This is a genomic window from Stenotrophomonas sp. STEN023 (assembly GCF_056760135.1).
In genome coordinates this window covers 1-25,840 of record NZ_JBRREF010000026.1, presented here as the reverse complement: position 1 = coordinate 25,840, position 25,840 = coordinate 1, and the positions used below count along the sequence as shown (strand labels likewise).

The window sequence follows — 25,840 nt, the reverse complement described above, 5'->3', positions numbered from 1 at the left end:
TGCAATCGTTTGTAGACAAGCATCCACCTCAGCTATCGTTCCATTCATGAACGCAACACACAGCGCCCTGATCGTCGATGACGAACGCGACATCCGTGAACTCCTGGTCCTCACCCTCGGCCGGATGGGCCTGCGGATCAGCACCGCCGCCAACCTCGCCGAAGCCCGGGAACTGCTGGCCAGCAACCATTTCGACCTATGCCTGACCGACATGCGCCTGCCCGACGGCAATGGCATCGAACTGGTCACCGAAATCACCCGCGACCACCCCGCCACGCCGGTGGCGATGATCACGGCCTTTGGCAGCATGGATCTGGCGGTGGAAGCGCTCAAAGCCGGCGCTTTCGACTTCGTCAGCAAGCCGGTGGACATCAACGTGCTGCGTGGCCTGGTCCGGCACGCCATCGAACTGAACAACGAAGCCCGCCCCCGCACCCCGCCACCGCCGGAAAGCGCTACCCGCCTGCTCGGCGGCTCGGCGGCGATGGACGAGCTACGCGCCACCATCGGCAAGGTTGCCCGCAGCCAGGCACCGGTCTACATCCTGGGTGAATCCGGCGTCGGCAAGGAACTGGTCGCCCGCACCATCCACGACCAAGGCGCGCGTGCCGCTGGCCCCTTCATTCCGGTCAACTGCGGTGCCATCCCCAGCGAATTGATGGAAAGCGAGTTCTTCGGCCATCGCAAGGGCAGCTTCACCGGCGCCCATGCCGACAAGCCCGGCCTGTTCCAGGCGGCCAACGGCGGAACGTTGTTCCTCGATGAGGTGGCCGAGCTGCCACTGCAGATGCAGGTGAAGCTGTTGCGTGCCATCCAGGAAAAATCCGTGCGCCCGGTGGGTGCGGCCACCGAGGTCACGGTGGATGTGCGCATCCTATCGGCCACCCACAAGGATCTGAGCACCCTGGTCCAGGATGGTCGTTTCCGCCATGACCTGTACTACCGCATCAATGTCATCGAGTTGCGGGTACCGCCGTTGCGCGAGCGTCGCGGCGACCTGCCGCAACTCGCCAGCACCATCCTGAATCGCCTTGCGCTGGCGCAGGGGCAAAAGCCGCCACAACTTGCGACATCGGCGCTGGAAGCCTTGGACGCCTACTCCTTCCCAGGCAATGTCCGCGAACTGGAAAACATCCTGGAACGTTCGTTGGCCTTGGCCGATAGCGACCGAATCGACGCCAGTGACCTGCGCTTGCCGCAACCACAAAGCTCAGCTCAACGCGCTGCACCGGGCCATGACCATCCTGCCATTGCCACCAACGCGGTCGTCGCCGTGCAGGAGGCAGTCGTCGACATCGATCCCGCCAGCTCCGCCCTGCCCTCCTACATCGAGCAGATGGAGCGCACGGTGATCCAGAAGGCACTGGAAGAAAACCGCTGGAACAAGACCAAGACCGCAGCCCAGCTGGGCATTACCTTCCGCGCCCTGCGTTACAAGCTGAAAAAGCTGGGCATGGAATAAGCCCAAGGTAGTGCCGAGCCATGCTCGGCAGGGGCATTACCAACAAACCCAACCGTAGTGCCGAGCCATGCTCGGCAGGGGCATTACCAGGAAACCCCAATGCCGAGCATGGCTCGGCACTACATCCAGCACTTAGTCCTTGGTGACGCGATTGATCTCGGCCAGGCTGGTAATGCCCTGCGAGGCCTTCAACAACGCCGATTGGCGCAGGTCATTGACACCGATCTTCTGTGCAGCTTCAGCGATATCCATCGCATTGCCGCCCTGCAGCACGATCGCTGCGATATCGTCGGTCATCGGCATCACCTGGTAGATACCGGTACGGCCCTTGTAGCCCTCGGTGCATTCATCGCAGCCCACCGGCTCAAACAGACTGATGCCCTTGGCGATCTGCTCGGCGGTATAACCTTCGGCCAGCAGTGCGTTCTCCGGCAGCTGCTGTGGACGCTTGCAATTGCTGCACAGACGCCGCGCCAGACGCTGCGCGATAACCAGCGTCACCGACGAGGTGATGTTGTACGGCGCGATACCCATGTTCATCAGGCGCGCAATGGTCTGCGGCGCATCGTTGGTATGCAGCGTGGACAGCACCATGTGACCGGTCTGCGCGGCCTTGATCGCGATTTCCGCAGTTTCGAGGTCGCGGATTTCGCCGACCATGATGATGTCCGGATCCTGTCGCAGGAACGAACGCAGTGCCACGGCGAAAGTCATGCCACGCTTGTTGTTCTGCTGAACCTGGTTCACACCGGGCAGGCGGATTTCCACCGGATCCTCGGCGGTCGAGATGTTGCGGGTATCGTCATTGAGGATACCCAGCGCGGTATACAGCGACACCGTCTTACCCGAGCCGGTCGGGCCGGTCACCAGCACCATGCCGTAAGGCTTGTGGATGGCGTCCAGGAAGAGTTTTTGCTGTTCCGGCTCGTAACCCAGCTTGTCGATACCCAGCTTGGCCGCGCTACCGTCGAGGATACGCAACACGATTTTTTCACCGAACAGGGTCGGCAAAGTGCTGACACGGAAGTCGATCTGCTTGGTCTTGGACAGGTTGAGCTTGATGCGGCCATCCTGCGGCACACGCTTCTCGGCGATGTCCAACTGCGACATGACCTTGAGGCGCGCGGCGATACGCTGATTCAGTTTGACCGGCGCCTTGGCCACGGTCTTGAGCAGGCCATCAATACGGAAACGGACCCGGTAGTCGTCTTCGTAGGGCTCGAAGTGGATATCCGAGGCGCCCTTGCGGATTGCATCCACCAAGGCCTTGTTGACGAACTTGACCACCGGCGTGTCATCGCCCTTGGCATCAACGCCGGTGTCGCCGCCGCCAGCCATCTCATCGTCGCCAGCGGCGACATCCAGATCGCCCATGCCCTCGTCGTCACCGCCAAGGCCATCGGCCAGCGAATCATTGCTGGCCAACCACATATCCAGGGTCCGGCGGATCTGTTCCTCATCGACCAGGATCGGCTCGACCACCAGGTTGGTCTGGAACTTGATCTCGTCCAGCTGCTGGGTCGGATTGCTGGTGCCCACGAACAACTTGCCGCCACGCTTGAACAATGGCAGCACATGATGCTTGCGCAGCAGCTCCTCGCTGACCAGCTTCATCGCGCTCTGGTTGGTATCGAAGACCGACACATCCAGCAGCGGCATGCCGAATTCCATGGCGTTTGCAGCCGCCATATGCGCGGCGCTCACCAGCTTCTTGTCGGCCAGCCACTGCGCCAACGGCACCTTGGCGTCACCGGCCTGGGCCATCGCGGTACGGGCGACAGCCTCATCCAGCGCCCCGTCCTGGACCAGGCGGCGGGCGATGCCGGTGATTCCGACAAGATTGGCAGTGGCAACGTTCATTGAGGCATCCCCTGAAAGCAGGCCTCCAGATTACCTCAAGCCCCTATAAACCGGCAGTCCATCCGCACCAAGGCCACCAACCCGGCTACTATGCCAACGGGGAGAACTTCTGGTATTCAAACGTGCGTGAACTGAGCATCATCCTGCCTGCAAAGAACGAGGCCGAGGGGCTGAAGCGGACATTGCCTGCCCTGCGGGAGGCGTATCCGGCTGCTGAAATCATCGTCGTTGACGACGGATCAACCGACCAGACCGCGGCAATCGGCCGGGAACACGGCGTCAGCGTACTCAGCAGCCCGTACTCCATGGGCAACGGCGCGGCGATCAAGCGCGGCGCCCGTGCCGCCACCGGGCAGACCCTGGTGTTCATGGATGCCGATGGCCAACACAGCGCCAGCCATATTGCCCAACTGCTGGCAAAGCTGGCCGAAGGCTACGACATGGTGGTGGGCGCCCGCGACAGCAGCGGCCAGGCCAGCGTGCATCGGGGGCTGGCCAATGCCTTCTACAACCGCCTGGCCAGCCACATGACCGGCCACAAGATCGACGACCTAACCTCGGGCTTCCGTGCGGTGCGGGCGGACAAGTTCCGCGAGTTCCTGCACCTGCTGCCGAACGGCTTCAGCTACCCGACCACCAGCACCATGGCGTTCTTCCGCAGCGCCTATCCGGTCGCTTACGTTCCCATCCCGGTCGCCAAGCGGGTTGGCAATGGCAGCCATATCCGGCCGCTGAAGGACGGCATCCGGTTCTTGCTGATCATTTTCAAGATTGCGACGTTGTACTCGCCTATGAAGTTGTTTGCGCCGATTGCGTTGGCATTCTTTATTACCGGGCTCGGCTATTACGGCTATACGTTTGCAACCATGCATCGACTGACCAACATGAGCACGTTGTTGTTCAGTGCAGCTGTGATTGTTTTCCTTATCGGTTTGATCTCCGAGCAGATAACCAACTTGACCTACCGCCGTGATAGTTAATGGCGAACCTGACCCGAACACCCAAATGAGAGGAAAAGACTCGTCGGTGCATTACTCCGCAAGGATGGGGGTGGTCGCACCAAAACTGGGCTGGGCTCCCCCTATCCGCTATCTGTTGCGGAGAGCACGGATCCTTTCGCTTCTAAAGCGACAAGGCTCTCCTCTGAAGCTTCTCGAGATCGGATGCGGAGCTGGCGCGTTACTCTGTGACGTCACTCGGCTCGGCCACTCCGCGCAAGGATTGGAAACCTCAGAAAAGGCATTGGAACTAGGCAACCAACTTGCATTAGCTGCTGGAAGTCCGCACCGCATTTCCTCAACACCCGCACCCGACTGGAGAGGCCACTTCGATTGCGTCTGCGCCTTCGATGTCCTCGAGCACATCGAGGATGACGTCACTGCGCTACGAGAATGGCTGAGCTGGCTAGCGCCCGATGGAATCTTGATCCTCTCCGTCCCTGCACATCGCTCGCGCTGGGGCGCTGGAGATGACTGGGCTGGACACTGGCGCCGCTATGAGCGTGAAGAGTTGGAGGCATTGGTCACGAATAACGAACTCGAAATTGATCACTTCGAGTGCTACGGGTTTCCGCTCGCCAATGCTACCGAAGCGATTGGCAATCGAAGCTATCAAAAAATGTTGAACGAGCGCTCAACCCATTCAAAGGCTGAAGCGACGGCAGCCAGCGGCATAGACCGCCGAAACTATTTACGCCTCAATAGTTGGCTAAACACACCACCAGGCCGCTGGGCAATCTCCATTTGCCTTGCATTGCAATATCTAACAAGAAACCGCAACTGGGGCAGCGGCTATCTCGTGATGGCAAGTCGAAAATGAAATACGCCCGTCGCCTAATCGGCATTATCGCGGCGACGCTACTTAGTGCCTATTTCATTTGGTTCTGCTGGCACAACCTCGATCTACAGCTCCTGAAGAGCAGCATCTCTAACGCGGGCACACTGTCGGCACTACTTGTGGCCAGCCTGTGCTACATGATGATCTATCCGATAAGCGGCGCTGCATGGCGCCGGCTACTCCTGCGTCAAGGCCATAGTTGCAGCAGCGCCCGCCTGACGACTGTTCTCGGCGTCACCCAGCTCGCCAAGTACATCCCTGGAAATATCGCTCAACATGTCTGCAGAACGGCGTATGCCTTGAGGCAGGGCATACCAATCAGAACGTACGTTTCGTCCGTTGTCCAAGAAACATTTCTCGCCGCCTCTGCGAGCATCCTTGTCGGCACAACGCTACTTGCCTCAACCGCATGGCAATCAAATATCGTCAACTACAAGGCACTGGTAATCGGTGCTCTTGCGGCCAGCTGCGCCGGCATCCTGATCTTCTGCATCAACCTGCCCGTCAAGGACACCCCCTACTCCAATAAATGGCTGGACAAGTTGATAAACCTCACCGGCGGCTTGCCAGGCACTTCCACGACCCTGACAGCGCTTTTGGCATACTGCAGCAACTACCTGCTCATAGGCCTTGGCATCTGGCTCATTGCATCAGCACTTGGCCTTTCCAACGTCATTGACTACGGCGTTGCAACGTCCGCGTTCGCGATTGCATGGATCCTGGGCTTTCTTGCACCAGGTGCGCCGGCAGGCCTTGGCGCGCGGGAGGGTGTAATGCTCCTCGTACTGAAAGGCCACGGAACCGATGATCAGACTATCCAACTGGTGCTCTTAGCTCGAGCCAGCAGCATGCTTGGCGACCTGACTGCCTTCATAATTACCTTCGTACTTTCAACCATTCTGAATAGAAGCGATCTTGACCCGCATGAAAAGTGACTTGGAGGCAACAGGCGAGCGTGTCATCGAGGACGCCTACATGCATTCGATTGGCGCATACACAATTTTTGTGATGCATGCCGCCAGCTACGGTTATGTAGAGAGCATCTGCAAAGGGAAAAAGGTTTTAGACCTTGGCTGCGGCTCCGGCTATGGGACGACGCGAATATCCCACGTTGCAACCGAAGCCCATGGGGTGGATGTATCCTCCGCCGCCATCGACTATGCAACAGAGAAGTACCGGAAAGACAACCTACATTTCCGAACGATAGAGCCTGGATGCCCCCTTCCGTATTCGGACGGCTCGTTCGACGTTGTACTCTCTTTTCAGGTTATTGAACACGTGCTCGACGATAGCGGATACATCGCGGAGGCGAGCCGCTTACTCGCACCGGGAGGAACATTGGTGGTAATAACTCCGGATAGGCAAAACCGGCTTTTCCCATGGCAGAAACCATGGAACAGATGGCACCTTCGAGAGTACGACATCAACTCTTTGTTCGATCTGGTGAACAAGCATGTTCGAGTTACCGCGAAACTGAAGATGGGTGCTCCATGGAAGATCGCCTCCGTGGAAATGAAACGGTACAGACTGACCAAATGGCTGTGTCTACCCGTCACTCTGCCGTGGGTACCCGAGTCGCTCCGTATCGGCGGATTGAATCTTATTCATCGCCTCGTCGCAAAGCCAAAGTCACCGCCGGACACGGCAACCATCAAGGAATTCAGCTTTGATGAGACTGCCATGATCATCGGACCGGAGCCGAAGAATTCTCTGAACCTCATCATCGTCGCGCAAGCTCCTGGTGCGCCCGAGCATGCGTAGAAGCTCCACGAGCACCCTTTTCATCGCAGGAGCTGGCCTGCGCGGCGAGGGATACCCCAACGCTTGGAATACGGTGAGAATTCTCAAGGAGATTGAGGGCCTGCAGGTCGTCGACTGCAGTACATGGCTTCCCGATCACATCAAACTGTGGCGAGTGGCAGCGAATCCTGGTGCCCGATCGCTATGGACGATAGCCCGCATTCTTGTATCCAACCTCAGCTCCGTCGCCACGCTTCTTTTTCGAAGCCCCAGAGCGAGTTTGACCTACATCCCTTACCCTGGATTCATCACGCTCTGGTTGCTTTCTTGGTTACCCAAGGCAGCGCGCCCACGCTGCATCTGCGATGCATTCATCACAATTTGGGACTCAATCTATCAGGATAGAGGCTTGGGAAACAGCCAGAGTATAGCTTCGCGATTCCTAAAGAGCATTGAGGCCCGCGCCCTAAGTACCGCAGAGATCGTGATCTCAGACACTGAAGCAAATGCGAATCACATCAGCCAGGTATTTGGAATACCGCGCGAACGAATCCGAAGCTTCCCATTAGCACTACAAGTCGCCACAACGACACCCGAAACAGCCAATCCAATGGCTCCCAATACGCGAACTCGAGTTCTCTTCATCGGTACGTTTGTCCCGCTGCAGGGAACACTCACAATAGCAAGAGCAATACACCTGCTTCGTCACGAGCCCGACATCGAGTTCACCTTGATCGGAGACGGCCAGCAAGCCGATGAAGCAGCACCTTGGATTGAAAGCAACTCCTCAGCAACTTGGCTGCGATCCTGGCAAACACATGACGAACTGGCAAATCAGCTGCACCATGCCGACATATGCCTCGGCATATTCGGCGGTGCGGGCAAAGCGGCAAGAGTACTTCCATTCAAGATCTATCTAGCACTTGCTGCGGGCAGGGCTGTTATTTCGCAGAACACGGGCAGCGCACCTGAGAACGCCCCCCCCCCTCCGCTTTATCGAACATCGGAAGACGCAGAATCGCTCGCTGACGCAATTCTATATCTAGCAACCAATCCTGAGCTAAGGACGGAATTAGGACGGAACGCATCCAGCTACTACAAGCATCACCTTTCATCGAAGACGCTTCAGCGAGCTTGGCAGAATCTTCTCGGAGAGCTAACAGACAGCCCTAAGTCCTGAGCTCTTAGGGCTGGTTATACATTTTATTCAACACCACGCGAAGCTGCAGCAGCCCAGTGCTCAACGCTCCACTTTCGATCAGGACTACCCCTAAAAAATGGCCAAGGGCAGCATAGGATCGACGCGAAGGGGAGTAGGGTCAGTCAGGGCTGAAACTGACACTGTGCGCTACCAGTGTTGCAGTCAACATCCCTCTTGACACCCGCATTTCCCCTTTCCCGGGCAGTGAAGGTTACCGTTCGCGGATTCGCAAAATCAGCAGTAGTCAAACCCAGATCCGTCGCCGCGTCGCAAGCCGTCGGCTCAAATGCGGGTGGCAACGTGTAGTTAGCCAACTCTGTCACGGAAGTACTCATATATGCCCGGGCCTCAGCCAAACACGCCGCATTCGCCGAACGCTGCGTGTAGTTCCGATACTGCGGCAACGCGATAGCTGCGAGTATTGCAATGATCGCAACTACGATCATGAGCTCGATAAGCGTAAAACCCTTGTTTTTTTTTGACATCCCCAGCTCCCCAATTCCCCCTAAGTAACAAGAACTAACGCACGAACCGTGCCAACATTCGCCCTCTTCTGCCACGGGAAGATCACACATCCCAGGCCCTAGGCCGAATGTCATTTGCCAACACTCTATCGGGCTTCAGTGCAGTTGAGCACCACGCTCGATCAACCGAAGCTCCTTGACCCAGTCCCCCCTTCCTGCCGCCTCTAACTGAGACTGCATATTGGAGATCGCCGGATCACCCGGCCGCGAAACCCGCACTGCCTCTTTCAGGTACTTCAATGCGTCGCGGGGGCGCATTGACTCATTGTGAATATAAGCCCCAATTCGCAGATACTCGCCCGAGTTGAGCGATGCCCGGCTCGAAACAACATCTATTACTTCAAACAAGTGCCTTTCATCCACCGGGAATCCCTTCTCTGCATTCCCGAGAAAAACCCATAATACATTTACATTCTCAACGTTCATCGGCGCAACCTTCAAGCGGGCCAAAAGCTTCCCCCAATCATCCTCAGCCTCTTGCCCCACAATTTCTTTGAAAGTCACAACGTTCGCCATTAATGGCACGGATCCCGTCCGAGCTGCACCCATCTCATTTATCACAATAGCCTGACGTAGCAGCGGACTACTGGGATCCATCCCACTCCGATCTGCGTAAACCGAACTGAGCATCAACCAAGACCGCCCAGAGTCCGGCGCAAGCGCAACACTATTCTCCGCAAAGCGCAGCGGATCACCCCAGGTATAGGCCCGATACAAGGTTACCCCCCCAACCGCGCAGATCAATAGAAGCACAATAGCTTTGAACCATCGATGCAAAACTTCAAACCGCATCGAAATCAACATCGTCAAGTCAAACATAAAAATGACGACGCCCAGCAAAGGAATCTGGTTTCGGTGCTCAAACGCCAGCTCGAGATTAACTATGTTGCTAGCCACCGCGTGACCGGCAAAGAAAATGAAGACCCCCAAACTGAATAACGGACGCGTACGCAGCCACATAATAGCCCATGCCATCAGCCCGAGCATCACCGACCACGCAAACATTGTGGAAGGCGGACTAAGCAAGCCACGCGAAACAATCAGATCATCGTAATAGAACGGCATGGACGAAGGCAGCGGCATCAGCATCTGCTGCAGATACATCAACAGAACCCTGCCTTGGGTCAAAATTCGCTCGTAGCTTGAAAAATCTCGACCTGGATAAGCATCCCAGTGCCAATAGCGTGGAATAACAACCAAGACGTAAGCAAGAACTGCAAGAATGGTGACAGCTATGTAGCCCCAGCGCCATGCAGCCGCCACATCGAGGCGCTTAGCCGCGAACCGAAAAACAGTCAACTCGACTGCAAGCGTATACGCCGGCAACAAAGCCGCATCCTCCTTGCTCGCCATCGCCAGCGCCCAGAACAGCCCGACCAAAACAACATACAAGCGACTACGAAGACCCTCGCACTGTGCCTGCCGCATCATCAGATATGCCCAAAGCGCCAACACAATAAATAGCGTGCATAGTGTCTGCATTCGCTGCACTACATAAAGCACAGAGGATACTTGAAGAGGATGAATAGCCCACAGCAACGCCAGCACTAAGGCCGCAGTCTCTGCGCGACTAGGCCGACACTGCACCAATAACAACAACTGACGAAACAGGAAAGCAAGAGCCACCGTGGTTAGAGCATGAATCAAAAGATTGGTTATCTTGAAATTCCGAGCATCCAAACCACCGCGCAAATGATCAAGCGCAAAGGTGAGCATCGGCAATGCACGCGAACCACGCCCCGGCTCGAAGCTGTAAGCAGCATAAAGTAGGTCTTCTGAATCCAGCTGCGTGACATGCAGGCTCGTATTCGTCACGATATTAGGCTTGTCGTCGAAAATAAAACCACCGCCCAGCCCCGGCAAGAAACAGCACACAGCCAACAGAGCGACCACCAGTGCCCGCAGCAAAAAATGATTCAGCGTGTTAAACATTGAGTACCCGGTAAGTTCCCATCGACCGCCGTTAATAAGCAAGTCAAACTCAAAAAGAAAAGCGCCTTACGGCGCTTTTCTTAGGAAACGTCTAATAGCTACCAATTACGGAGCTGGAAGCAGATCGCAGGAGCCGCTGCCGACATTGCACTTGGTGTTCTGCTTGATATCGTCATTACCCTTGGTCTTCGAGGTAAACGTCGCAGAACCACCAGAACTGTACTCTGCAGTGGTCGGAACGGCACCAAGCGGCTCACAAGCCTTCGCCTCGGCAGCGCCGTACGGCGGTGCGGTGCGGTTATCAGCCAGATTGGCCACAGCTGCGCCCATGTAAGCCTTGGCTTCGGCCAGGCAAGCGCCGTTGGCCGAACGCTGGGTGTAGTTACGGTACTGCGGCAGCGCGATGGCGGCCAGGATGGCAATGATCGCAACCACGATCATCAGTTCGATCAGGGTAAAGCCTTGCTGCTTCTTCATGAGTACATCCCCTAGAGGTGTGAATTGTGAACATGGTTACAGGCGAATGCCTGCCCCGCATGGGGTTACAAAGCAGGTTACGTGCCAACTGGACCAACACCCCCTACTCCCCGAGACAATGATGGCAGCATCCATGAATAAGGGAAGCCCCTCACCATGAAATCCTGATCGGCACCTCATGATGCCCCTCTGCGTCACATTGTGACCACCTTTCGCATGCCCAGCCCGCCCAGCCTGATCCACAAGGGCGTGACGCCGATCATCAAAGTCTTCACAAAGAGGTGTGCCGAAAGGCAATCGAACCGCTACCATGCGAACTGGTGTCCGGGCTGGGGAAGCTTGGACGGGGAGAAAAAAGTGGCCGTTACCCGCAACGCAATCAAGAACGATACGGCTGGGCGCAGTACCAGCCAGATGCTGCCGTTTGTCTGGGAGGGGACGGACAAGCGCGGCGTCAAGATGAAAGGTGAGCAGGACGCCAAGAACGCCAATGTGCTCAAGGCTGAACTGCGGCGACTGGGCATCACACCCATCGTCGTCAAGCCAAAGCCGAAGCCGCTGTTCGGCGCGGCGGGCAAGCCCATCAAACCCAAGGACATCGCCTTCTTCAGCCGCCAGATGGCGACGATGATGCGATCCGGCGTTCCCATCGTGACTGCGCTGGAGATCATTGGCAGCGGCCACAAGAACCCACGCATGGCCAAGATGGTCGGCCAGATCCGAACCGACCTGGAAGGCGGCTCCTCACTCTATGAGGCCATCAGCAAACATCCGGTGCAGTTCGATGAGCTGTACCGGAACCTCGTGCGCGCTGGCGAAGGCGCAGGCGTTCTGGAAACGGTGCTCGAAACCATCGCCAACTACCAGGAAAACCTGGAGTCACTGAAGGGCAAGATCAAGAAGGCCCTGTTCTACCCGGCGATGACCATCGCCGTCGCACTGCTTGTCAGCTCAATCCTGCTGATCTGGGTCGTGCCCCAGTTCGAGGAAGTGTTCAAGGGCTTTGGCGCCGACCTGCCGTTCTTCACTCAGATGATCGTGGCGGCATCGAAGTTCATGGTGGGATGGTGGTGGTTGATCCTGCTTATCACCGTGGGTTCCGTGGTCGGCTTCATGTTTGCGTACAAACGGTCGCTGCCCATGCAGCACTCGATGGACAAGCTGGTGCTCAAGGTTCCGGTCATCGGCCAGATTCTGCATAACAGCGCCATCGCCCGCTTCGCCCGCACCACCGCTGTGACCTTCAAGGCCGGCGTGCCCTTGGTCGAAGCACTGAGCATTGTGGCCGGCGCAACTGGCAGCAGCGTCTACGAGAAGGCCGTGCTGCACATGCGTGACGACGTAGCTGTCGGCTACCCGGTGAACATGGCAATGAAGCAGGTCGGCCTGTTCCCGCACATGGTGGTGCAGATGACCGCCATCGGTGAGGAAGCTGGTGCCTTGGATACCATGCTGTTCAAGGTGGCCGAGTACTTCGAGCAGGAAGTGAACAACGCCGTAGATGCGCTCAGCAGCCTGATCGAGCCCATGATCATGGTGTTCATCGGCGTGGTGGTGGGCGGCATGGTCATCGGCATGTACCTGCCGATCTTCAAGCTGGCCTCGATTGTTGGATAATTAGCAAATGGCATTTCTCGACCAGCATCCCGGCCTCGGCTATCCCGCCGCGGTCGGACTGGGACTGCTGATCGGCAGCTTCCTCAACGTGGTGATCCTGCGCTTGCCCAAGCGCATGGAGTGGCAGTGGAAGCGCGATGCGCGGGAAATCCTCGAGCAGCCCGATATCTACGAGCCGCCACCGCCAGGGATCGTGGTTGAGCCTTCGCACTGCCCGCACTGCAAGCACAAGCTGAGCTGGTACGAGAACATCCCACTGTTCAGCTGGTTGATCCAGCGCGGCAAGTGCCGGCACTGCCAGGCGCCCATTTCCATCCAATACCCGATCGTGGAACTGGTCACCGCCTTGATGGTGCTGGCCAGCGTCTGGCAATTCGGCTTTGGCTGGCAGGGCTTTGGCGCGATCGTGCTGAGCTGCTTCCTGGTGGCGCTGTCCGGCATCGACCTGCGCACCCAGCTGCTGCCCGACCAGCTCACCCTGCCTCTGATGTGGCTGGGTCTGATTGGCAGCATGGATAACCTCTACATGCCGGCCAAGCCCGCCCTCATAGGCGCGGCGGTTGGTTACCTGTCTTTGTGGACGGTGTGGTGGCTGTTCAAGCAGATCACCGGCAAGGAAGGCATGGGCCACGGCGACTTCAAGCTGCTGGCGGCGCTCGGCGCCTGGTGCGGGCTCAAGGGCATCCTGCCGATCATCCTGCTGTCCTCGCTGGTTGGCGCCATCATCGGCTCGATCTGGCTGTACTCGCGCGGCCGCGACCGAGCTACGCCTATTCCGTTCGGTCCCTACCTGGCCATCGCCGGCTGGCTTGTCTTCATGTGGGGCGACCAGATGATAGCCGGCTACATGCGCCTATCAGGGCTACAGCAATAAGGCAGCACAAGCGACAATGGCCCTTCAAGGGCCATTGTTGTTTTGGAGTCATTGCATGAGCAGCTTCATCGTCGGGCTGACCGGTGGCATCGCCTCGGGCAAGAGCGAAGTCAGCAGGCGCTTCGAGGCGCTGGGCATTGCCGTGGCGGATGCGGATATTGCGGCGCGGGAAGTCGTGGCTGTCGGCAGCCCTGGCCTTGCGGCGATTGCCCAATTGTTTGGCGCTGAGGTTCTGCTGGACGACGGCAGTCTGGATCGGGCCTGGTTGCGTCAGCGTGTGTTCGCCAATCCGGAGGAGCGCCGGGCGCTGGAGGCTATTACGCATCCGGCCATTCGTGCGCGGGTGCGCGAGGTTTGCGAAGCGGCGGAGAGCCCCTATGCCATTGCAGCGATTCCCTTGCTTACCGAGGTTGGCGGGCGAGCCAGCTATCCGTGGCTGCAGCGCATTCTGGTGGTGGATGCGCCGGAGGAGGTGCAGCTCGCGCGCCTGCTCAGCCGCGACAACATCGATGCGACCTTGGCCGAGCGCATGATCCAGGCGCAGGCGAGCCGTTCACAGCGCCTGGCGCTGGCTGACGATGTGATCGTCAATGACGGGCATCCTGATGCGCTGCAGGCGTGTATTGAGGCGCTGGATGTACGGTATCGGGAGCTTGTTGGGGTTGTGCGCTGAGCATCTTATGCGGCAATGCGGAGAACGCCCTCACCCCAACCCCTCTCCCGCAAGCGGGAGAGGGGTTTACAGCCTAGCGGCTTCGAGACCTAACAGCTCTGAAAGTGTAGCTCCACCACTATGGCTCAGCCCTGCTCCGGCGCGAAGGTCAGCGTTGCGATGACGCCACGCTCCTTGCCGGGGCGAATATCGACCTGCCAGCCATAAAGCGCGCAAAGTCGGCTGACAATCGACAAGCCGATGCCGCCGCCCTGCGAATGACCTGCATGAGTGCCACGATACCCGCGCTGGAACAGACTGGCGGCGTCTTTCTCGCTCAGCCCAGGACCGTTGTCGATCACTTCCACGCCGTTCACGCCCACCCGCACCAGCACCCGCCCTTCCTGCGAGTACTTCACCGCATTGCCGATCAGGTTGCCCAAGGCGACCGACAACGCTGATTCGGGCGCATCAATCACCAACTCGCGCGAGCCTTCCAGCACCAGCTCCAGCGGCTTGCCACCGAGCTGGGCACGGTGTGACTCCAGCAATTGCTCGGCAACGCGTGCGACATTGCTGCTGCCCTGCGCGCGCTCATTGCGCGACAGCAACAACAGCGAGCCGATCAAGTCACTGCACTGCTGTTCGGCACGCTGGATGCGCTGCAGACGTTGCAGCACCTTGTCATCCAGGTTGGGGCGGGTCAGCAGCAGTTCGGTAGCGCCACGGATCACCGCCAGCGGCGTGCGCAACTCGTGACTGACGTCGGCATTGAACTCGCGATCGCGCTGGACCACTTCGGTCAGGCGTTCGGAGTAGTCATCCAAGGCCTCGGCCAGCTGCCCGACCTCGTCATCCGGGAAGCGTGGGGCCAAAGGCTCGGGATGGGTATTGCCGCCACGGTACGCGCGCAGCCGCGATGCCAGATCGGAAACTGGCCGCATCACCCTCGAAGCAGACCACCACCCCAACACCCACGACAGCAGACTGAAGATGACCACCGACAGGAACAGCGCGCGGTTGAGCTGCTGCTCACCTCGTAACGCCTGCCCCATGTCATAGGCGATGAAGAACCAAGCGTCCGGTGTTTTACGGACACCCACCTTGTACGAGAAAGGTTTGCCCTCGGCATCCTCACCATTGATGGTATGGATGCCATCCTTCAAGTCCTCCCATTCGGGATAGTCACGGCGCAGGCTGTCGAGCTTGTCCGGCCGGAACAGGAAGGCGCGCATCTGCTGCACCGGCGCAACCACGTCGGTGCCGCCGCTGCGCATGTAACTCTGCCAGGAGGCATCGAGGTTGCGATTCATCACATCCTCGACCAGCTGGTTTTCCACGCGCATGCGCGCCCAGTTCGTCGCGAAGGCGAACAGTGTTGTCAGGCAGAAGCCCAGCAGTACGAAGGAGACGATGATGCGGCTGCGCAGGCGTCGACGGTAACGCCCGCGCCTGCGCACGGCCTCAGGCAGACCTGTTTCAGGCATCGGGTGCGGAGATGCGGTAGCCGATACCATGGCGGGTCTGGATCATCGGCACTTCGAAAGGCTTGTCCACCACGGCGCGCAGGCCATGGATGTGCACGCGCAGCGAATCCGAGTCCGGCAGTTCTTCACCCCATACGCGGGTCTCCAGCTCCTGCCGGGTAACCACCGCAGGGGAGGCTTCCATCAGCGCCTGCAGGATCTTCAGCGCGGTCGGATTGAGCTGCAGCAGCTTGGCCTGGCGACGCACTTCCAGGGTGTCCAGGTTGTACTCCAGGTCACCCACTTCCAGCACACGGGTATGTGCGCCCTTGCCGCGTCGCGACAATGCATTGAGCCGTACTTCAACTTCCTGCAGTGCGAATGGCTTGATCAGGTAGTCATCGGCACCGGAATCGAAACCTGCCAACTTGTTGTCCAGTGAGTCACGCGCGGTAAGCATCAGGACCGGCGTCTGCTTGCGCGCATCGTTGCGCAGCTTGCGGCAGACTTCGATGCCGTCCATGCCCGGCAGATTGAGATCCAGCACGATCGCGTCAAACTCGTGCACCACGGCCAGATGCAGGCCGGTCACGCCATCGGCGGCGAAATCGACCGTGTGTCCACGGTCCTCAAGGTAGTCACCAAGATTGGCGGCAATGTCGCTGTTGTCTTCGATTACAAGAATGCGCACGTGTGCGATTACCTTCGTATTTGGAAATAGCCAGCAGGCCTTGCCTGCCAGCGCAGAATTACACCACAGGCCTTGTTAACAACTTCACAGCAGCAAGATCCGGGAGACACCCGTGCTTCATTCGTTGCGCTTGATGAGCTTGCCATCCTGTGCCTGATGAAGGTTCTGCTCTGACTCCCGCCGCATGCGGTTGCGTTCTGCGACAGTGAGGCAGCTCGTTGTGGTCATCTGCGAGCCTACCCGCTTTTCGCGCTTGCATACCAAGCGGCTGTCATCACGAGCCTTGCTCAAGATGCCGTTCACCAACTCCTGATCATTGAAAACAGCGACCTTCTTGTCGGCTGACAAAGCGTCTGCCGTTCCATCGCCGATCGCCAGCGACATGCGTTCCAGCGCTTCGATCACGCGCCCGCGGTCTGCCGAGGATATTTCACGATACACCTCATCTCCCTGCAGATCCGCCCGCACCTTCTCTTGTTGAACCTGGAAGGGAATGGATGCCTGCAAAGGGGGCTCGGCAGGTTTTGCCACAGCCAAGACAGGTATCAACAGCGCTACCAATAACAGACCACGCGGCATAGCGAACCCACTCCTTAGGAATTGGCTCACTCTAGCGCTGTGTGAAGATCACAACAACTGCCAACTGGAAACACAAACCCAAACAAAAACAAGGCCCTGACGAAAACCGCCAGGGCCTTAAAATTCCCGATCACCGGACCCACTGAGGAGGGCTGGGTACAGTGGAAACAGGCTAGGGCCAGCCGGATTAAAGGCTTGTTAAAACCATGCAAACAAATTGCATCCCGGCCCTCAGCGTTTGAGGCTGGTCACGTATTCGATCATGCGCCCGGCTATGTCGTCCCCGGAAACCCCCTCGATGCCCTCCAGCCCCGGGGTCGAGTTGACCTCCAGCACCAGCGGCCCGCGTTTGGAGCGGATCAGGTCGACACCGGCAATGCCCAGCCCCAGCGCCTTGGCCGAGCGAATGGCCACCTGCTGCTCGGCCTTGCTGCACACCACCCGCTCGGCAACGCCGCCAGCGTGGAGATTGGAGCGGAAGTCCCCGTCCTGCGCCTGCCGGCGCATGGTCGCGACGACCTGGTCCCCCACCACCAGGCAGCGCAGGTCCGCGCCCTGGGCCTCGGCGATGAACTCCTGCACCAGGAAGTTGGCGTACAAGCCACGCAAGGCCTCGACGGTGCCCTTGGAGGCACTGAGCTTCTCGGTGAGGATCACTCCCCTGCCCTGCGTGCCTTCGCTGAGCTTCACCACATGCGGCGGCGGCCCGAGCATGGACAGCAGGTCGTCGGTATCGTCCGGGTTGTCGCCGAATACCGTCACCGGCATGTCGATACCCTTGGCGGCCAGCAACTGGTGCGCACGCAGCTTGTCGCGGGCGCGCAGGATCGCATCGGAAGGGTTCGGAGTACGTGCGCCCATCATCTCGAACTGGCGCAGCACGGCCGTGCCGTAGCGGGTGATGGAGGAGCCGATGCGCGGGATCACCGCGTCTATCCCGGTCAGTGCCTTGCCCTTGTAGTGCATGCCAAAGCCACTGGAGGTAATGCGCATATAGCAGCGCAGCGGGTCGAGGATGCGCACGGTATGGCCGCGGGTGCGTGCAGCTTCGACCAGGCGGCGGGTCGAGTACAGCTTGGTATTACGGGAAAGAATGGCCAGTTTCATCGCGGCGGGAATGGTCGATAGGCGCGCAGCATATCGCGGCGTTACCGGTTCCGGATGATCTGAATCGTGGCATTGGCAGGCCCTTCATGGACGGGTAAACAAGACCCGCCACCGCGCCGAATGCACTCCCCGACAATCCGCCAGGAATGGAGCGGGCGAAGGGAATCGAACCCTCGTCAGTAGCTTGGGAAGCTACAGCTCTACCATTGAGCTACGCCCGCTTTGGCGAGGCTGAAGTCTATGCGCCACGCAGGGACAAAGCAATGTCCCCGACTGCGCGTTCCCCGCTCAAAAAAGGCCTTGCCGGGCGGGTTTGCCTGCAGATCAACGCCAGCAACAAGGCCCTAGCCGGGGTAAGCGCAGCGCACCCGGGCACCAACATCTACGCACCCAAAGCCCCGGGTACGCTGTGCTTGCCCCGGCCATGCGCTGTCCGCGTCGCAAGCACCTGATGCATTCCGGCGCAAAAAAGAGGCGATGCCGCAGATGCGACACCGCCTCCCACACACAACACCTAGCTATTTGCTACTACGGCGACTTAGAAGCTGCCGCCGAAGCTGGCAAACACGGTGGCATCACGCGCGGACTTCTGCATCGTGGTGGTGCTCAGGCCGATATTGCTTTGCAGGCCGAACAGGTTCAGACGCGCGCCCAGCACCGCGGTGACGTAGTTGCGGTCGAACTCCAGCCCCGGCACCTTGTAGGTGCCGACGTCAACCATGGTCTGCAACCAGGCGCTGGCTTGCTTGCCATCTTCGAACTCATGGTCGTAGGTGACCTGCACATAGGGCTTCACCCCGCCGCCATCGAAGCGGGCCTGCCAGCCGATGCGGCCAACGGTCGAATCCAGGTCCTGGTCGGTGTAACCAAACGCGGTGGCGCTGGCATTGCTTTCAACGTAGCCGTCCAGCTTCACCTTCTGCCAGACCACGGCGGCCACCGGACCGTGGCGGAAGCCACCGGCCTGGCCGAACTCGTAGCCGGCATTGATCGCGGCGGTCAGGTTGCTGCCGTCCGGCGAGCCCTTGTGCTCACGGGTAGCCGGGCCGAGCTGCACCTTGCGGGTGACGTCATAGCCCAACCAGCTGTAGCTCAACTGGCCATTGACCCAGGCGCGCTCGCCGTACCAACCAGCGAACAGGCCCAGGGTGGTGTCGTCCTGGGTGAAGTCACCCTTGCTGTTGCCGAAATCGGCGTCCATGCGGCCGTAGCCGGCGAAGCCGCCGAGCACCATGCCGTCACGCGCCCAATCCACACCGAACAGGCCGGCCGGTGCCAGGCCATCGTAGAGATCGGCATGGTCATAGCGCTGCATGTCACCGCGCACATTACCCCACCAGCTCAGGCCATCAGCCGGACGCGAGCCCACATGCGCACCAACCTGATCGGCACGGGCGCGACCGGTGGTCTGTGCCGAATGGCTCAGGACCTGCTGCAAACGCGGCGCTTCCAGCACCGAGATGGCGTACTGGCCGAGGATCTGGTGGGCAGCCGTGGTCGGATGCACGCCATCAGCGAACACGTAGGTGTTGTTGGCATTCGGTGCAACCAGGCTCAGCGGTGAACAGGTCAGCGACGAGGCTGAGGTACAGGCCATGTTGCTGACATTGGTGAAGCCGTAGGTAGCCGGATTGGCGACGATTTCCTGCAGGATGGTGAACGTATCCACCGGAATCACCTGCAGACCCGCCTGCTTCAAACCACCAAACAGCGCGTTGTTATAGGTCTTGGCCAGCGCGGTGCCCTGCGCCATGCCAACCGCGCCGCCCGCACGCGAGGCCGGGGTCAAACCGATATCCGGCAGGGTCGGCACCACCACGTACTGGGCACCGGCAGCCTTCAGCGTGCCGACAATCCCGATCTGATCGGTCACAGCCGCGCCGATGATGGCCTGCGCCTGGGCCGGCGCTGCCTGCACCGCGAACAGGTCATTGGCACCGCCCCATACGGTATACAGCGCATTGGCGTCAGCTTTGCCGCCGTTCGCCGCCAGGTAGGTGGCCATCTGCGTCTTCATCGACGGCGTTGCGCCCAGCGCACCCACCGTATCCACGCCTACGCGTGCACCACCGACGGCATAGTTGTCACCGGTCTGGCCATTGCCATTGGGGCTGGCATTGGTGCCGTACTGGTCAGCGATGTAGTCCGCCCACACCCAACCCGGGTTGGTGGTGAAACGGCCGACCAACGACGCATTCGGATCCAGCTTCACCAGCACAGGACGGAAATAGCCGGTATCGGTCAGGCTGTCACCGAAGAACACCGTCTTGGAGTACGGCGACTGCGCCATGGCCGGCGCCGCAGCCAAGGCGATGGCAACAGCCACGGCGGCGCGCAGCGGGCGAAGGGAAAGAGACATGTTGAACTCCTGGGTGGGGGAAAGCGGTCAGACATACGCTGCCGCACGTTGTTATGTTTTCATTACTGCGTAAGACACACACGCTGCGCCGCCGCAAACTGTCTGTTGGCTGGGCTTTTGTGGCCGCTCTGGCGAGAATGGCGGCATGAACATCCATCTGAATGGCGAACCGCGCCAGCTGCAGCCTTCCCTTACCCTGATCGAGCTGTTGGCCGCCGAAGGCCTGGCCGAGCGCCGCGTGGCGGTTGAGATCAACGGCGACATCATTCCGCGCAGCCAGCATGCGAGCCACACCCTGCAGGACGGTGACGTGGTGGAAATCGTGCACGCACTGGGCGGCGGCTGAGGCACCGCAGCCAGGTAGTGCCGAGCCATGCTCGGCAGAGGCCTTCCCAGCGATGGTTGCAGTACCACCGGTAGTGCCGAGCCATGCTCGGCAAGAGGCCTTCCCGGCGATGATTGTAGGAGTGGCGTAAGCCGCGAAGCTGGCGATCCCTGAAAGACCCCAAAGCCAACCCCTCCCCAGCCCTCCCCTTGCCTGCGGCAAAGGGAGGGAGCGACAGCGGCGGCTGCCAGCACCACCTGTAGAGCCTATGCATGCCGCGCCGGGGCTTTGGCAGTCATGCTGCACTGGGGTTCTGGTGATGCCCCTGCCGAGCATAGCTCGGCACTACATTCTGGAAAGCCCATGCCGAGCATGGCTCGGCACTACAGGTCGGCGGGATGGGTGATAATTCGGGCATGAATGCAAATGTCCCCACCGATTCGCTGGTCATCGCCGGCAAAACCTATTCCTCCCGGCTGCTGACCGGCACCGGCAAGTTCAAGGATCTGGAAGAGACCCGCCTGGCTACCGAAGCCGCTGGCGCCCAGATCGTCACCGTGGCGATCCGCCGCACCAACATCGGCCAGAACCCGGGCGAGCCCAACCTGCTCGACGTGCTGCCGCCGGACCGCTACGCCATCCTGCCCAATACCGCTGGCTGCTATACCGCCGAAGACGCTGTGCGCACCTGCCGCCTGGCGCGTGAGCTGCTGGACGGCCACAACCTGACCAAGCTCGAAGTGCTGGGTGACCAGAAGACCCTGTACCCGGACGTGATGGCCACGCTCAAGGCCGCCGAACAGCTGGTCAAAGACGGCTTTGACGTCATGGTCTATACCTCCGATGACCCGATCCTGGCCAAGCGCCTGGAAGAAATCGGCTGCGCCGCGGTGATGCCGCTGGCCGCGCCAATTGGTTCGGGCCTGGGCATCCAGAACAAATACAACCTGATCGAGATCATCGAGAACGCCAAGGTGCCGATCATCGTCGATGCCGGCGTCGGCACCGCCTCGGACGCAGCCATCGCCATGGAGCTGGGCTGCGACGGCGTATTGATGAACACCGCCATTGCCGGTGCCCGCAACCCGGTGTTGATGGCCAGCGCCATGCGCAAAGCCGTGGAAGCCGGCCGCGAGGCCTTCCTTGCAGGCCGCATCCCGCGCAAGCGCTATGCCAGTGCTTCCTCTCCGGTAGATGGGCTGATCGGCTGATGACCAATCCTTTTGACAGCGCGGGCTCCAAGGCACCGCCCAAGCCCTTCACCGTCACCGAAGGCCGCCGCGAGATCCGCAGTTTCGTCCTGCGCCAGGGCCGCTTCACCCCGGCCCAGCAGCGCGCGTTCGACGACCGCTGGCCGCGCTTCGGCATCGACTTCAATGGCGAGCCGCGCGACCTGCAGGCCACCTTTGGCCGCAAAGCGCCCAAGGTATTGGAAATTGGTTTCGGCAACGGCGCCGCACTGCGCTACGCCGCGCAGTTCGATACTTCCAAGGACTACATCGGCATCGAGGTGCACGCTCCGGGCGTAGGCCGCCTGCTCAATGCATTGGCCGATGACAATGCCGACAACGTCAAGCTCTACCACCACGACGCGGTCGAGGTGCTGGAGAAGGAAATCGCGGACGGCGCCCTTGATGAGATCCGCATCTACTTCCCCGATCCCTGGCACAAGAAGCGCCATAACAAACGTCGTCTGGTGCAGCCGGGCTTCGCCGAGCTGCTGGTGCGCAAGCTGCGCGTCGGCGGCCGCCTGCATTGCGCCACCGACTGGGAAGACTATGCCGAGCAGATGTGGGACGTGCTCGACGCCACACCCGGCCTGGTCAACCGCGCCGGCCCGCGTGGCGCGGTGCCGCGCCCGGACTGGCGCCCGCAGACCCACTTCGAGACACGCGGCCAGAAGCTGGGCCATGGCGTCTGGGATCTGTTGTATGACAAGCCCGGCAACACGGACGCCGGCTGAGTGATGAGGACGCGATGACAGCTGCACGCTTCCATGAGATTGCCGAACACGCTGCCTGCGCAGCGTTGATGGCAGATTGCACTGTCAAACCGTCCCAGCCCTCCTCCTTGAAGTCACTGCCCTGATGGATACCGCGCTGACGCTCACCACCGATATGAAGCTCGTGCTCGGGCTGGTGGGCTTCACGATGGCCATGTTCCTGTTCGAGCGCATCCGCGCCGACGTGGTGGCCTTGGTGGTGATGGTGGTGCTGGGCGTTACCGGCCTGATTGCCCCGGAAGAAATCTTCGGCGGCTTCTCCGGTAACGCGGTGATGAGCATCATCGCCACCACGATTCTCGGCGCAGGCCTGGATCGCACCGGCGCGCTGAACCGGCTCGCTGGTTGGTTGCTGCGGCGTTCGCATGGTCTGGAACAACGGCTGTTGTTGCTGACCAGTGCGACTGCCGGCTTGAACTCTTCGTTCATGCAGAACCCGTCTGTGATGGCGCTGTACCTGCCGGTCGCCTCGCGCCTGGCTTCGCGTACCGCGCTCACCCTCAAGCGCCAGCTGCTGCCGATTTCCGCCGCCATCGTGATGGGTGGCGCACTGACCATGGTCGGCAACTCACCGCTGATCCTGCTCAACGACTTGTTGATGTCGGCCAACAACAACCTGCCGTCCGGCACCGCCACCATCGAGCCACTGCGCATGTTCGCGCCGCTGCCGATCGGCGTCGCCCTGCTGATCGCCTCGCTGCTGTACTTCCGCTTCTATGGCAGCCGCAAGCTGCAGGAAGAAGAAACCGAAAGCGAGGATGGCCAGGCCCCGGCCCGAACAGAAAGCTATTTCGCCAAGGCCTACGGCATTGAAGGCGATGTCTTCGAACTGCTGGTCACCGCCGAGAGTCCGCTGGTCGGCATGACCGTGGGCGAGGCTGAGAACCTGTTCGACGCCCCGCTGTTCCTTGCACTGAAAACCGGCGATGACACGCGCCTGTCGCCACCGGCGGACATGCGCATCTGGGTAGGCAGCGCACTGGGCGTGATGGGTCCACGCCGGCAGGTCTCGGACTTCGCACAGAACCAGTTCCTGCGCATGTCCTCGCGGCTGAAGCAACTGGGCGATCTGTTCAATCCGGCCCGCGCCGGCATTTCCGAAGCAGTGGTGCCGCCGACCTCGCGCCTGATCGGCAAGACCGCCGGCGAGCTGCGCCTGCGCAAGGAACGCGGCATCAGCCTGCTGGCGATCAACCGCGACAAGCAGGTAATCCGCGAGGACGTGCGCAATACCGCACTGCGTGCCGGCGACATGCTGGTGTTCCACAGCATCTGGCAGGACCTGGCCACCGCCGCTGAGAGCCGCGACTTCGTGGTGGTCACCGACTACCCCAAGGGCGAGCAGCGCCCGCACAAGTTCAAGATCGCCATGGCGATCTTCGCGCTGACCATCATCATCGCACTCACCTCACACCTGCCGGTAGCGCTGACCCTGCTCACCGGCGTGGCCGGCATGTTGCTGACCGGGGTGCTGCGCATGGACGAGGCCTATGCGGCGATCAACTGGAAGACCATCTTCATGATGGCCGGCCTGATCCCGCTGGGCTGGGCAATGGACAGCAGTGGCGCGGCGGCATGGATTGCCGGCCATACCATCGACAAGCTGCCGGCCGGTATTCCGGTATGGGCGCTGGAGATCGCATTGGCCTTGTTGACCACCGCCTTCTCGCTGGTGATCAGCCATGTCGGCGCGACCATCGTGATGGTGCCGATTGCGGTCAACCTGGCCTTGGCTGCGGGCGGCAATCCCACCGCGTTCGCGTTGATCGTGGCCTTGTCGGCGTCCAACAACCTGATGACCGCATCCAACCCGGTGATCTCGATGGCGATGGGCCCGGCCAAGTACACCCCACGTGAGATGTGGCGGGTCGGCGGACCGCTGTCGCTGCTCTACACCGTGATCGTGGTGATCATGATCAACATCATGTTCTGACAGGCTCGGGATCTTGTAGGAGCGGCGTCAGCCGCGAAGCCAGCACACCTGCCGGCGCTAGCGGCGGGAAAACACCAGCCACGCAGCGAACAGCGGCTTGTATCAATCACTAGACACTATCGGCCTTGCAGCACCACTGGCTTCGCGGCTCACGCCGCTCCCACAAAAGCTCGCTGAACCTACTGGCGATCAGCTTCAGCCCAGCAACACCTTCTCGTCGCTAACCAGCACCGGCACCGCGCGCAGCGAATCGCCTTTGCACGGGCCCGCCACGCAGATACCACCTTCCAGCTCGAACGAAGCGCCGTGCACAGCACAGACCAGATGCCCCTCACGGCTCTTGAGGAACTGACCCGGCGCCCAATCCAACGCGCGCCCGGCGTGGGGGCAGACGTTCAACCATGCCCGCACTGCATCGCCATCGCGGTACAGCACCAGCGTCTCGGCATCGCCATCGATCACCGCCACCACCGCATGAAAGCCTTGATCAGGCACGGCAGCCAGAGGGCAAAGTTCGATTCCGGAAGCAATGGCGCTGGACATTGGAACACCGATACAAGTAAGCCGCTCATTGTCGCATGGGCAGACGCGGCCCAAAACGAAGCTGACTCACGCCCTTGTCCCGCCCCCTATTCAGACAGCAATTAACGACAACTTCACGCAATTGCCCTCTGCGCCCCTGATACTCCACGGCAGACACAACGTCATCCAACTTTCATGAATATCCGTTACGTCCAATTTGCCAAGCTGCGCAACCTGTTCGAGCCGCGCAAACCGCGCAACCCGTTGGTGCGCATTGCCTTGGGCCTGCTGGGCATCGCAATTCTTGCGGTGCTGATTGTTGGCGGTATTTTTGTTGGTGCGGCCATGATCCTGGGCGGCATCGCCTGGAAGCTGCTGGCAGCCCGCAAGGCCCGCGCCGTGCGCAAGGCCGACCCGACCGTGGTCGATGCCGAATACCGCGTAGTCCGCAAAGCCGCCCTGCCGCAAGCGCGCTGAGCCTGCTCCTGTAGTGCCGAGCCATGCTCGGCAGAGGCTTTACCGACGCCGTCAGACTGTGGGAGCGGCGCAAGCCGCGAATTCGGCACCGCTGAAATCACCGGCATAACCGCAATCTGATCCACCATCTGCTTCGCGGGGGGCGCCGCGGCCGCAAAAAAAAAATAACCGGGACCGGGGAATTTTTGGGGGGGGGGGGGGCCG

At 60.2% G+C, this 25,840-nt stretch carries 24 protein-coding genes and 1 tRNA gene; 14 read left to right on the top strand and 11 right to left on the bottom strand.

The window, feature by feature from the left end:
• Positions 1-46: 46 nt before the first annotated feature.
• Positions 47-1,462, top strand: coding sequence for a sigma-54-dependent transcriptional regulator (locus ACVOLV_RS09720; RefSeq protein ID WP_481554205.1), 1,416 nt, complete (start codon positions 47-49; stop codon positions 1,460-1,462).
• 132 nt (positions 1,463-1,594) lie between these two features.
• Here the strand turns inward: ACVOLV_RS09720 and pilB are convergent, their stop codons facing one another.
• Positions 1,595-3,322, bottom strand: coding sequence for a type IV-A pilus assembly ATPase PilB (gene pilB, locus ACVOLV_RS09715; RefSeq protein ID WP_481554204.1), 1,728 nt, complete (start codon positions 3,320-3,322; stop codon positions 1,595-1,597).
• 122 nt (positions 3,323-3,444) lie between these two features.
• On the opposite strand from pilB, the gene ACVOLV_RS09710 reads away from it, so the two are divergent.
• The 5 genes from ACVOLV_RS09710 to ACVOLV_RS09690 all read left to right on the top strand — a co-directional run bounded on the left by ACVOLV_RS09710 (position 3,445) and on the right by ACVOLV_RS09690 (position 8,078).
• Positions 3,445-4,302, top strand: a complete 858-nt coding sequence (locus tag ACVOLV_RS09710) for a glycosyltransferase family 2 protein (RefSeq protein ID WP_481554203.1) — start codon at positions 3,445-3,447, stop codon at positions 4,300-4,302.
• Positions 4,303-4,327: 25 nt separating this feature from the next.
• Positions 4,328-5,140, top strand: coding sequence for a class I SAM-dependent methyltransferase (locus ACVOLV_RS09705; protein WP_481554202.1), 813 nt, complete (start codon positions 4,328-4,330; stop codon positions 5,138-5,140).
• On the top strand, positions 5,137-6,093 hold the full coding sequence (locus ACVOLV_RS09700; protein ID WP_481554201.1) for a lysylphosphatidylglycerol synthase domain-containing protein: 957 nt from the start codon (positions 5,137-5,139) through the stop codon (positions 6,091-6,093). Before ACVOLV_RS09705 ends, ACVOLV_RS09700 begins: the two co-directional genes overlap by 4 nt.
• Positions 6,083-6,919: a class I SAM-dependent methyltransferase gene (locus tag ACVOLV_RS09695; RefSeq protein WP_481554226.1), complete on the top strand. Its 837-nt coding sequence runs from the start codon at positions 6,083-6,085 to the stop codon at positions 6,917-6,919. The genes ACVOLV_RS09700 and ACVOLV_RS09695 overlap by 11 nt, the downstream gene beginning before the upstream one ends.
• Before the next feature lie 73 nt (positions 6,920-6,992).
• Complete coding sequence (locus ACVOLV_RS09690; protein WP_481554200.1) at positions 6,993-8,078, top strand: glycosyltransferase; 1,086 nt, start codon at positions 6,993-6,995, stop codon at positions 8,076-8,078.
• 143 nt (positions 8,079-8,221) lie between these two features.
• Here the strand turns inward: ACVOLV_RS09690 and ACVOLV_RS09685 are convergent, their stop codons facing one another.
• The 3 genes from ACVOLV_RS09685 to ACVOLV_RS09675 all read right to left on the bottom strand — a co-directional run bounded on the left by ACVOLV_RS09685 (position 8,222) and on the right by ACVOLV_RS09675 (position 11,032).
• Positions 8,222-8,584, bottom strand: coding sequence for a prepilin-type N-terminal cleavage/methylation domain-containing protein (locus ACVOLV_RS09685; RefSeq protein WP_481554199.1), 363 nt, complete (start codon positions 8,582-8,584; stop codon positions 8,222-8,224).
• A gap of 135 nt (positions 8,585-8,719) precedes the next feature.
• Complete coding sequence (locus ACVOLV_RS09680) at positions 8,720-10,555, bottom strand: hypothetical protein (protein WP_481554198.1); 1,836 nt, start codon at positions 10,553-10,555, stop codon at positions 8,720-8,722.
• Positions 10,556-10,660: 105 nt separating this feature from the next.
• On the bottom strand, positions 10,661-11,032 hold the full coding sequence (locus tag ACVOLV_RS09675; RefSeq protein WP_481554197.1) for a prepilin-type N-terminal cleavage/methylation domain-containing protein: 372 nt from the start codon (positions 11,030-11,032) through the stop codon (positions 10,661-10,663).
• A 357-nt stretch (positions 11,033-11,389) separates the two neighbouring features.
• On the opposite strand from ACVOLV_RS09675, the gene ACVOLV_RS09670 reads away from it, so the two are divergent.
• From ACVOLV_RS09670 to coaE, 3 genes are read left to right on the top strand one after another with little or no spacing between them, the layout of a single operon-like run.
• Positions 11,390-12,649: a type II secretion system F family protein gene (locus tag ACVOLV_RS09670; RefSeq protein WP_481554196.1), complete on the top strand. Its 1,260-nt coding sequence runs from the start codon at positions 11,390-11,392 to the stop codon at positions 12,647-12,649.
• Between the two features lie 7 nt (positions 12,650-12,656).
• A complete protein-coding gene (locus ACVOLV_RS09665; protein ID WP_481554195.1) occupies positions 12,657-13,523 on the top strand; it encodes a prepilin peptidase in 867 nt (288 codons plus the stop codon).
• Positions 13,524-13,578: 55 nt separating this feature from the next.
• Positions 13,579-14,196, top strand: coding sequence for a dephospho-CoA kinase (gene coaE, locus ACVOLV_RS09660; protein WP_481554194.1), 618 nt, complete (start codon positions 13,579-13,581; stop codon positions 14,194-14,196).
• 125 nt (positions 14,197-14,321) lie between these two features.
• Here the strand turns inward: coaE and ACVOLV_RS09655 are convergent, their stop codons facing one another.
• The 6 genes from ACVOLV_RS09655 to ACVOLV_RS09630 form a co-directional block, all read right to left on the bottom strand.
• Complete coding sequence (locus tag ACVOLV_RS09655; RefSeq protein ID WP_481554193.1) at positions 14,322-15,662, bottom strand: sensor histidine kinase; 1,341 nt, start codon at positions 15,660-15,662, stop codon at positions 14,322-14,324.
• Positions 15,655-16,332 (bottom strand): response regulator transcription factor, encoded by a 678-nt coding sequence (locus tag ACVOLV_RS09650; protein ID WP_303747220.1) that lies wholly within the window; start codon positions 16,330-16,332, stop codon positions 15,655-15,657. Before ACVOLV_RS09650 ends, ACVOLV_RS09655 begins: the two co-directional genes overlap by 8 nt.
• 117 nt (positions 16,333-16,449) lie before the next feature.
• Positions 16,450-16,911 carry a hypothetical protein gene (locus ACVOLV_RS09645; RefSeq protein ID WP_481554192.1) on the bottom strand — a complete coding sequence of 154 codons (462 nt, stop codon included), beginning with the start codon at positions 16,909-16,911 and terminating at the stop codon, positions 16,450-16,452.
• Between the two features lie 231 nt (positions 16,912-17,142).
• The gene (gene rimK / locus ACVOLV_RS09640; RefSeq protein ID WP_481554191.1) at positions 17,143-18,018 is read right to left on the bottom strand and encodes a 30S ribosomal protein S6--L-glutamate ligase; all 876 of its coding nucleotides are present in this window, start codon (positions 18,016-18,018) and stop codon (positions 17,143-17,145) included.
• 147 nt (positions 18,019-18,165) lie between these two features.
• Positions 18,166-18,239, bottom strand: a tRNA-Gly gene (locus tag ACVOLV_RS09635).
• Positions 18,240-18,556: 317 nt separating this feature from the next.
• Positions 18,557-20,344, bottom strand: a complete 1,788-nt coding sequence (locus ACVOLV_RS09630) for an autotransporter outer membrane beta-barrel domain-containing protein (RefSeq protein WP_481554225.1) — start codon at positions 20,342-20,344, stop codon at positions 18,557-18,559.
• A 178-nt stretch (positions 20,345-20,522) separates the two neighbouring features.
• On the opposite strand from ACVOLV_RS09630, the gene thiS reads away from it, so the two are divergent.
• From thiS to ACVOLV_RS09610, 4 genes are all read left to right on the top strand, one after another.
• On the top strand, positions 20,523-20,723 hold the full coding sequence (gene thiS, locus ACVOLV_RS09625; RefSeq protein ID WP_481554190.1) for a sulfur carrier protein ThiS: 201 nt from the start codon (positions 20,523-20,525) through the stop codon (positions 20,721-20,723).
• A 395-nt stretch (positions 20,724-21,118) separates the two neighbouring features.
• Complete coding sequence (locus ACVOLV_RS09620; protein ID WP_282272409.1) at positions 21,119-21,913, top strand: thiazole synthase; 795 nt, start codon at positions 21,119-21,121, stop codon at positions 21,911-21,913.
• Positions 21,913-22,665 (top strand): tRNA (guanosine(46)-N7)-methyltransferase TrmB, encoded by a 753-nt coding sequence (trmB, locus tag ACVOLV_RS09615; RefSeq protein WP_481554189.1) that lies wholly within the window; start codon positions 21,913-21,915, stop codon positions 22,663-22,665. Before ACVOLV_RS09620 ends, trmB begins: the two co-directional genes overlap by 1 nt.
• A gap of 124 nt (positions 22,666-22,789) precedes the next feature.
• Positions 22,790-24,637, top strand: a complete 1,848-nt coding sequence (locus tag ACVOLV_RS09610; RefSeq protein WP_481554188.1) for an SLC13 family permease — start codon at positions 22,790-22,792, stop codon at positions 24,635-24,637.
• A 195-nt stretch (positions 24,638-24,832) separates the two neighbouring features.
• On the opposite strand, the gene ACVOLV_RS09605 is transcribed toward ACVOLV_RS09610, so the two are convergent.
• Positions 24,833-25,180: a Rieske (2Fe-2S) protein gene (locus tag ACVOLV_RS09605; RefSeq protein WP_481554187.1), complete on the bottom strand. Its 348-nt coding sequence runs from the start codon at positions 25,178-25,180 to the stop codon at positions 24,833-24,835.
• Positions 25,181-25,354: 174 nt separating this feature from the next.
• On the opposite strand from ACVOLV_RS09605, the gene ACVOLV_RS09600 reads away from it, so the two are divergent.
• Positions 25,355-25,636: a hypothetical protein gene (locus tag ACVOLV_RS09600; protein WP_481554186.1), complete on the top strand. Its 282-nt coding sequence runs from the start codon at positions 25,355-25,357 to the stop codon at positions 25,634-25,636.
• Positions 25,637-25,840: the final 204 nt, after the last annotated feature.

Coding starts and splice junctions, on each gene's coding strand:
- thiS (WP_481554190.1), top strand. CDS start 20,523: ATGAACATCCATCTGAATGGCGAACCGCGCCAGCTGCAGCCTTCCCTT.
- coaE (WP_481554194.1), top strand. CDS start 13,579: ATGAGCAGCTTCATCGTCGGGCTGACCGGTGGCATCGCCTCGGGCAAG.
- ACVOLV_RS09685 (WP_481554199.1), bottom strand. CDS start 8,584: ATGTCAAAAAAAAACAAGGGTTTTACGCTTATCGAGCTCATGATCGTA.
- rimK (WP_481554191.1), bottom strand. CDS start 18,018: ATGAAACTGGCCATTCTTTCCCGTAATACCAAGCTGTACTCGACCCGC.
- ACVOLV_RS09665 (WP_481554195.1), top strand. CDS start 12,657: ATGGCATTTCTCGACCAGCATCCCGGCCTCGGCTATCCCGCCGCGGTC.
- ACVOLV_RS09705 (WP_481554202.1), top strand. CDS start 4,328: ATGAGAGGAAAAGACTCGTCGGTGCATTACTCCGCAAGGATGGGGGTG.
- ACVOLV_RS09645 (WP_481554192.1), bottom strand. CDS start 16,911: ATGCCGCGTGGTCTGTTATTGGTAGCGCTGTTGATACCTGTCTTGGCT.
- pilB (WP_481554204.1), bottom strand. CDS start 3,322: ATGAACGTTGCCACTGCCAATCTTGTCGGAATCACCGGCATCGCCCGC.
- trmB (WP_481554189.1), top strand. CDS start 21,913: ATGACCAATCCTTTTGACAGCGCGGGCTCCAAGGCACCGCCCAAGCCC.
- ACVOLV_RS09605 (WP_481554187.1), bottom strand. CDS start 25,180: ATGTCCAGCGCCATTGCTTCCGGAATCGAACTTTGCCCTCTGGCTGCC.
- ACVOLV_RS09655 (WP_481554193.1), bottom strand. CDS start 15,662: ATGCCTGAAACAGGTCTGCCTGAGGCCGTGCGCAGGCGCGGGCGTTAC.
- ACVOLV_RS09600 (WP_481554186.1), top strand. CDS start 25,355: ATGAATATCCGTTACGTCCAATTTGCCAAGCTGCGCAACCTGTTCGAG.
- ACVOLV_RS09680 (WP_481554198.1), bottom strand. CDS start 10,555: ATGTTTAACACGCTGAATCATTTTTTGCTGCGGGCACTGGTGGTCGCT.
- ACVOLV_RS09620 (WP_282272409.1), top strand. CDS start 21,119: ATGAATGCAAATGTCCCCACCGATTCGCTGGTCATCGCCGGCAAAACC.
- ACVOLV_RS09695 (WP_481554226.1), top strand. CDS start 6,083: ATGAAAAGTGACTTGGAGGCAACAGGCGAGCGTGTCATCGAGGACGCC.
- ACVOLV_RS09610 (WP_481554188.1), top strand. CDS start 22,790: ATGGATACCGCGCTGACGCTCACCACCGATATGAAGCTCGTGCTCGGG.
- ACVOLV_RS09720 (WP_481554205.1), top strand. CDS start 47: ATGAACGCAACACACAGCGCCCTGATCGTCGATGACGAACGCGACATC.
- ACVOLV_RS09700 (WP_481554201.1), top strand. CDS start 5,137: ATGAAATACGCCCGTCGCCTAATCGGCATTATCGCGGCGACGCTACTT.
- ACVOLV_RS09675 (WP_481554197.1), bottom strand. CDS start 11,032: ATGAAGAAGCAGCAAGGCTTTACCCTGATCGAACTGATGATCGTGGTT.